We start from the raw sequence: 7,664 nt of genomic DNA on the forward strand, positions 1-7,664 counted from the left end.
AAAATTATGGAAATATCCCTATTCTTCCAAAATCAGAAAAATGAGATAATCATCTTAAGAAAGCGTTTGCTCAATTTTATAATTATAAACGCTTTCTAAAATAATTGTCGAAAAGGGGGATTTAGGTGAGAGGCAAGCGAAGGATAAAGTTAAAAAGGAGTATTAGTTTTGCAGCTATTTTTTTCTTATTTGCGCAAACGTTTGCAGGGGTAGGAGTGGTAAATCCAATGCCAACAAAAGCAGAAGAAAGAGTTGTAACACTAGTCGGTAATTTACAGGATGAACTTGGGGGAGCAGGAGAATGGAATCCAGAAGATCCTACAACTAGGATGACGTTAATGGAGAACGGAAATTATAAGTTGACTGGAACATTGCCTGCTGGAAACTATGAATATAAAATTGCGATTAATGGCTCGTGGGAGGAAAACTATGGATTAAATGGGACGCCAAATGGCGAGAATTACAAGCTATCCCTCGATCAAGAGAAACAAGTGACCTTTATTTATGATGATCAAACACATAATGTAACCATTCCTGTTGAACTCCCAGATGATCAAAAGCCACGAATTGTTGGCGATATCCAGCCTGAGCTTCAAGCTGGTGGAGAATGGGCGCCGAATGAATCAAACGCAATCTTAAACGATGAGGATCTTGACAATATTTATTCATTTACAGCACATGTTCCGAAAGGTAAGCATGAATTTAAAATTGTGTTGGGAAACAGCTGGGAAGCACCGGCATACCCGGAGAACAACTTTGTTTTGAATGTGGTAAAAGATGCAACGATTACGTTCTTTTATAATCATGATACAAAGGCTGTGTACACCGATTATGATTCTGGTTTGCCAGACGGTAATGTCCAAGGGGATAAACTGGTACATGATACATGGGAACAAGCTTTCAGGTCACCATTCGGAGCTGTGAAGGCGGGAGAGCTGGTAAAGCTTCGTCTCCAGGCGAAGAAAGGCGATTTAACAGGAGCCAAAGTTGTTCTAAAAAACTATCAGTCTGGGAACACCATGATGGTTGAAATGAAAAATGCGGGATGGGTAGAACATAGCGGCACGCCTGTTGAGTTTTGGGAAGCAAGGGTTAAACCGGAGGAAAAAGGGGTTTACGGCTATAAATTTATTGCCAGTGACGGAGAAGCGCAAAGGGAATACGGTGAAGATATTCAAGAAGGCGGCAAAGGAACAGCATCAGACTCTAATGCAGGTTTCTTCCAAATGACCGTGTATGACTCAGCGTATAAAACGCCTGATTGGATGAAGGAATCCATTGTTTATCAAATTTTCCCGGATCGCTTTTTCAATGGTAATAAACAGAATGATGAGGCAAAGGAAACAGCTAGAGGAACAGAGCCGATTGAGCATCAAGAATGGAGCGAGCTCCCTGATAATCCTCGTGAAGCAGCTACTGAAGGATATGATGGTGATGAAATATGGTCAAATGATTTCTTTGGCGGAGATCTTGCCGGCATTCAAAAGAAACTCGACTATATTCAATCATTAGGGGTAAATACGCTCTATTTAAATCCAATTGCTCATGCAGCCTCCAACCATAAATATGATGCGACAGATTACAAAGCCATTGACCCAATGTTCGGTACACCAGAGGAATTTAAAGCTTTTACAAAAGAATTAAAGAAGCGAAAAATGCATTTGATTCTGGATGGTGTATTTAACCACGTCGGAGATGATTCGATTTACTTTGATCGTTATGGAAAATACAAAACAGTTGGTGCGTATGAATATTGGTCAGCGATTTATGATCTGGTCAATAAAGGTGTAACAGTAGAGGAAGCGAAAAAACAAGTAGAAGAAAAATTTAAAGCTGAGGGACAAGTCTTTAGCCCCTATGGATTCCATAACTGGTTCAACATTGAAAATGAGAAAGTGAATGGAGTTTATAAATATCAGGCATGGTGGGGCTTCGATTCTTTGCCTGAAATCAAATCGATTCCAGGAGAAGCGGTAAACTATGACTCTGAGCTAAACAATAAGCAATTTGCAAACTATATTATGTATGACGAACATTCTGCTGCCAAAACATGGCTTGAACGTGGAGCATCTGGCTGGCGTTTGGATGTAGCTAATGAAGTAGATCCAGAGTTTTGGCGGGAATTCCGTGAAGAATTAAAAACAGGAAAGAAAAATGATCCGCTTATTCTTGGTGAAATTTGGGATGATGCGTCCAAATACTTCCTTGGTGATTTGTACGATTCGGTGATGAATTATCGTTTTCGCGGCGCACTGATTGATTACTTGAAAAATGGCAATGCCGAAGGGGCGAAAAATCAGCTGAATGCTATTTACGAGGATTATCCTAAAGAAGCATTTTACGCCTTAATGAACTTAATGGGCTCACATGATACACCTCGTGCAGCGTTTGTTTTAGGGAATGGAACAGATACCTTTGAACGTGCCGAGCATGATAAAAATTATGATCATGAATTAGGGATTAAGCGTTTGAAGCTTGCGGCGATCCTGCAAATGGGCTATGCCGGAGCACCAACTGTCTATTATGGAGATGAAGCGGGAGTAACCGGCTCAAAGGATCCCGATGACCGCCGAACATACCCTTGGGGAAGTGAAGACAAGGATTTAATTAAACACTACCAAGCAGTTGGAAAGGTTAGAACAAACTTTCATCAATTATTTAGCTATGGTGATTTACAACACTTATATGCAAAAGGAGATGTTCTTGCTTTTTCTCGTTCAAATAAAAAGAATGCGGCTATTGTGATCACCAACCGCAGCAACGAGGAAAAGACTGTTGAGCTTAAGGTAGAAGACTTACTGATTAATGGAATAAGCTTAACCGACCAGCTTGATAAAGCATATAAGGCAGTCTCAAAGGATGGAAAACTAACAATCAATATTCCAGCGATGAGAGGGCGCATGCTTGTGACAGATAAAGGGCAAAATCTGAAAAAACCAGCCCCTGTTACAAACGTAACAGCAGTAGAGGGAAGTCACTCGGTTAGCCTGAAGTGGAAAGGTGACGCAAAGAAATATGTCATTTACCAAACAACCATTTCTGGTGCATTTTATGAAAAAGTGAAAGAAACGTCCTCGACGAACGTAAGCATTGATGGCTTAGACAATGGCCGCAACTATTATTTTGCTGTTGTTGCCCTTGATAAAAACGGCAATGAATCGGTAAAAACCGAAACAAAGAAGGCTGTCATCCCGCATGTACCCCTAACAGATGGGAATTACACAATCGATCATCTTACAGAGCTTGAAGCAGGTGTAATCGATCTTGCGAAGCCGCAATCTGTTTCCGGCGGGATGTTTATTAAAGGAGAGACAGACACAAACCATGCAGAAGGCTTACAGGCAAAACTTGAGGTAAAACAGCCGGGGAATGAAAACTGGACAGCCTATAAGGCGATATATGTTGATCAAAAAGATACATTCAATGTATTTAATGCAAGCTTCCTGCCCTTACTGGAAGGAAAATACGAATACCGCTTTGCCTTCTCAACCGACCTTGGTCGTAATTGGGTATTGAGTGAGACGAAGTCTGTGACCTTTGCAAAGGGTGACGATATGACAGCACCTGCCGACAAAGTCATTCTTAAGCAGCCTGCACAGGAATCTGGACAGGTCAATCTTTTATGGGAGGTTGAAGGTAAAACAGATCCATACATGGCTGTCATAATCCGGGACGGAGAAATGATCGGTCAAATCATTGATCCGGAAAGAAAGTCATACAAAGACTTCAATGTTACAAATGGAACATCATATACCTACGAAGTTCATTTATATGATCAAGCGGGAAACTCAGTAAAATCTAATGCCATTTCTGTTACACCTGACCTCGTAACGGTAAAAGTAACATTTAAAGTAAATGCACCATCTTACACACCACAAGGCGTTACTGTTACGATACCGGGCAGCAAAAACGGCTGGAACACCGGGGCCTGGACCATGACCCGCGCTGGTGCTGTCACGAATGACTACGAATATACCATTGAGGCACAGGAAGGCGAAGTGCTAACCTACAAATACGTAAAAAATGAGTCCTGGGACCAAGAGGGATTAGCTGATCACACACCTGCTAATCCAAATGATGATGATGTTAGCTATTATGGATATGGTGCCCAAGGAACAGATTTATCGTTCGTCGTAACAAACCAAGGCGGGAATCAAATGGTTGTACAAGATAAAATCCTTCGCTGGATCGATCAGCCTGTCGTTATCACTTCACATACCGATGGCCAAACCGTCTCATCTGACAGTATTACCCTGCAGGGAAATGCCATAAAAGAAGGTGTCCTTACTATAAATGGTGAAAAGGTAATGATGAAAGATGATATGACATTTTCTCATCATGTCGGATTAAAAGAAGGTGAGAATAAATTGTCCATTCATATTGAGCCATCAGAGGAAAATAAATCGAACATTTTTATGAATGACGGCGCGGCTATTGCAAAGAATACGAAAACCATTGAGTTTACGGTTGTTAAGAACTGAGGGCAAAAGCCTTAGCTAAGGTATAGAGCTTGTAAACATGGTTCTTATAAGGATCAGTTTACAGGCTATTTTTATTTATACTCTGTAAAATAAAAATAGGTGGAAAGAATAATTAACACTTCTTCGATTATCTTTCGCTTGTTTCAAAAACTATGAGAAAATGTTCTTATAATGAAGAAAATGAAATATAAAGGAGTGCTAAAAGATGGCGAATATCAAATTTGAAATACAAGAAAAGGTTGGCATTATTTCCGATGGTGCTAAAGGCTGGAAGAAGGAGCTGAATCTTATCAGCTGGAATGGCCGCGATCCAAAATATGATTTGCGGGATTGGGATGAAAACAATGAAAAAATGGGCAAAGGGATTACGTTATCGAAGGATGAGCTGATTCAATTAAGGGAAATTCTGAATGGGATGAATTTATAATAAATTAGATTATTGATAGAAAAGCGCGACAGCCTTGGTTGAAAGCTTCGCGCTTTTTGTGTGTCATCTTTTCAAAATCGCTTTCTTCGATTGCGGATGAATGCCGGAATTTTTAACTCTTCCTCGGGATCTAGTTCTTGGTCATAAGCTGGAAGAGGATCTCTAGTATCTCTTTCCTCTAGTTGTCCAGGTTGTTCATTTGAATAGTGAGTAGGTTTTGCTTCTGCCACTGGTTTTTGTGGTGCTTTTTCTGTTGGTGACTCTTGTTCTGTAAAACCGGTAGCGATGACAGTGACGATGATTTCATCTTTTAAGTTATCGTTGATGACCGAGCCAAAAATCATATTTAAATCATCATGTGCAGCAGATGAAACCATATCCGCTGCCTCCTGAACCTCATAAAGGCTTAAATTTCGTCCACCGGTAATGTTCATGACAACTCCCTTTGCTCCATTAATGGATGTCTCTAGCAAAGGACTGTTTATTGCTTTTTGGGCAGCATTAGCAGCACGGTTTTCACCGGTAGCAATTCCAATTCCCATTAAAGCGGTTCCTTTTTGGGACATAACTGTTTTTACATCAGCAAAGTCAAGGTTAATTAACCCAGGAATAGCAATTAAATCAGAGATTCCTTGAACACCTTGGCGAAGAACACTATCTGCTTCCCGGAAAGCATCCAGTATATGTGTTTTTCGATCGACAATTTCCAATAAGCGGTCGTTAGGAATAATGATTAAAGTGTCAACAGCTTCTCTCATTTCATTAATACCTTTTGCTGCGTTTGCTGCTCGCTTGGTACCTTCAAATTTAAATGGTCTCGTCACAACCCCAATGGTCAAAGCGCCAAGATTACGGGATATTTCAGCTATAGCTGGTGCTGCCCCAGTGCCTGTACCACCACCCATACCTGCCGTAACAAAAACCATGTCTGCTCCTTGTAACACTTCTTCGATCTGCTGCTTGCTTTCTTCCACGGCTCTTTTACCAACTTCCGGATTTGCTCCAGCTCCGAGACCTCTAGTTAATGCAGCACCGATCTGCATTCTAATCTCTGCTTTTGATTGATTAAGAGCTTGTGCATCTGTATTCACCGCAATAAACTCTACCCCTTCAACTCCGTCCTCAATCATACGGTTGACAGCGTTGTTTCCCCCGCCGCCTACACCGATCACTTTAATTGTTGCGAATTGATCAATAGCTATGTCGTAATCCAACATGTTCATTCCTCCTCAATCATCCAATGCCTTTATTTCACACTTTTTCAATGAAAAAACGTAGACTCTTAATAGTATTCGAAGTTTTTTGGCTATTTTTGTATGGTTTGCAGACTAAGATACTAGATATTTTCCTATTTTTTTCTGAGTACATAATACCAAGGAAAATTAAATGCAACTTGAAAGAATAAGAGTCATAGAACGATTTCTAAGCAATTCATGTTTTCAGTTAATGAAAATGGTCTAATAACTGCTTAAGTAGCATGAACTGTCGGAACTGCAGGGATAGCCTGCTCAATTAGAATGCGTTAGAACTCTGTACGTAGGAATCTCGCGACTTTAGACGTGAAAGGTTCAAAAGGAGCGTATTTGGAATCTGATTTAACAGTGATGTCTAGTCGTAGGGATGGAGTCTGATCTAGTAATAGATTGCTATTTTAGGCTCCTTTCATGTTAATAAATACTATTTAATACTGAAGGAGAGTGTCCACTGCAAGAATGTCATTTTTATCATCTAAAATAGATCATAAAAAAGAGGTTGGCTATTGGAACCAACCTGGAAAATTAATAAGAATTGGATTCTTCACTCTGCTGCCCACTTCCTGCAGGAAACGAAACTCCCATCGTTCGTAAGGATTCTTTTGCTTGATTTAATGAAGATTCTGCTTGCTCTTGCCATTTGATAATGATTTGAATAAATCTTTTATATTGTGGACTTGCATTTTTCTCCATCGTTACTAATCCTTCACGTACTCCTTTATCCTGATTTTCAGCATTTCTTATACAGGAAACCATTGTTTCTATAATGGTTTGCTGTTGTTCACCATTAACAAGTCTTTGGGAAGAACCTACTGCCGTCACGCGGTGATAGGAAGCAGGTACAAGATGTTTATGCATCTCTCGATTTCCCTTTAAATCTTTGGTTTCGGGTATATGAAAAAGTTCAGAGCTCATCGCACATACCATCTCTTCAGCGTATAAACTTTGAGATAACAAATTAAAAATCTGTCCCCAATTGTTAACACGATAAAAATAGTAAGGGTACAAAATAACCTCTCCTTTTTTGAAAATTGGAAACCCTCATCTCCATAGTTATGATAAAGTATTAAATTTAATGTCAATGTAAAGGACAGTGAATATTAAACCGTTTTTTCCGCTTTTATTCTTCTGAAAATCAAACGCTGATTTCATTTCACGTGCATCTAATATCGATTGTTGGAATTTATGATTTTAATCATTTATGAATAATGCACCATATTTACATTTTTTCCTCTTGGTTCAACCAACGAACTAGTGCTTCTCTAATTGCATCGTGGGTCAGCCACAGTTTTTATAAATAGGCATATGAATCAGTAACAATACCCAGCCAGTGGTCATATTTTGTTGAGGAGAGTATTCGAAGTATTGATTGAATTTCTGTTGCACAGTTGTTTTTGTTCTGTTCCCTTTTATGTAGTTGGCATAACTTATTAACTCAACTTTCGCAGAGTGAGATCGGCAAATAAGCCTTGATATAACTAGGAAGGCCAGCGATCCACCTCT

Annotated in this window: 5 protein-coding genes; 2 read left to right on the forward strand and 3 right to left on the reverse strand. The window is 39.8% G+C overall.

Annotated elements, in window-relative coordinates:
- The first annotated feature begins 125 nt into the window (after positions 1-125).
- On the forward strand, positions 126-4,481 hold the full coding sequence (locus Q1B07_RS18290; RefSeq protein WP_299092802.1) for an alpha-amylase family glycosyl hydrolase: 4,356 nt from the start codon (positions 126-128) through the stop codon (positions 4,479-4,481).
- A 205-nt stretch (positions 4,482-4,686) separates the two neighbouring features.
- Entirely contained in the window at positions 4,687-4,908 is a 222-nt protein-coding gene (locus Q1B07_RS18295; RefSeq protein WP_299092800.1) for a PC4/YdbC family ssDNA-binding protein, read from the forward strand.
- 71 nt (positions 4,909-4,979) lie between these two features.
- Here the strand turns inward: Q1B07_RS18295 and ftsZ are convergent, their stop codons facing one another.
- The 3 genes from ftsZ to Q1B07_RS18310 form a co-directional block, all read right to left on the reverse strand.
- Complete coding sequence (gene ftsZ / locus Q1B07_RS18300; protein WP_299092798.1) at positions 4,980-6,125, reverse strand: cell division protein FtsZ; 1,146 nt, start codon at positions 6,123-6,125, stop codon at positions 4,980-4,982.
- A 561-nt stretch (positions 6,126-6,686) separates the two neighbouring features.
- Positions 6,687-7,169 carry a hypothetical protein gene (locus Q1B07_RS18305; RefSeq protein WP_299092796.1) on the reverse strand — a complete coding sequence of 161 codons (483 nt, stop codon included), beginning with the start codon at positions 7,167-7,169 and terminating at the stop codon, positions 6,687-6,689.
- A gap of 270 nt (positions 7,170-7,439) precedes the next feature.
- The coding region (locus Q1B07_RS18310; RefSeq protein ID WP_299092795.1) for a hypothetical protein at positions 7,440-7,664 on the reverse strand (225 nt) is incomplete at its 5' end.

This window comes from uncultured Metabacillus sp. (assembly GCF_947503125.1).
Taxonomy (GTDB): domain Bacteria; phylum Bacillota; class Bacilli; order Bacillales; family Bacillaceae; genus Metabacillus.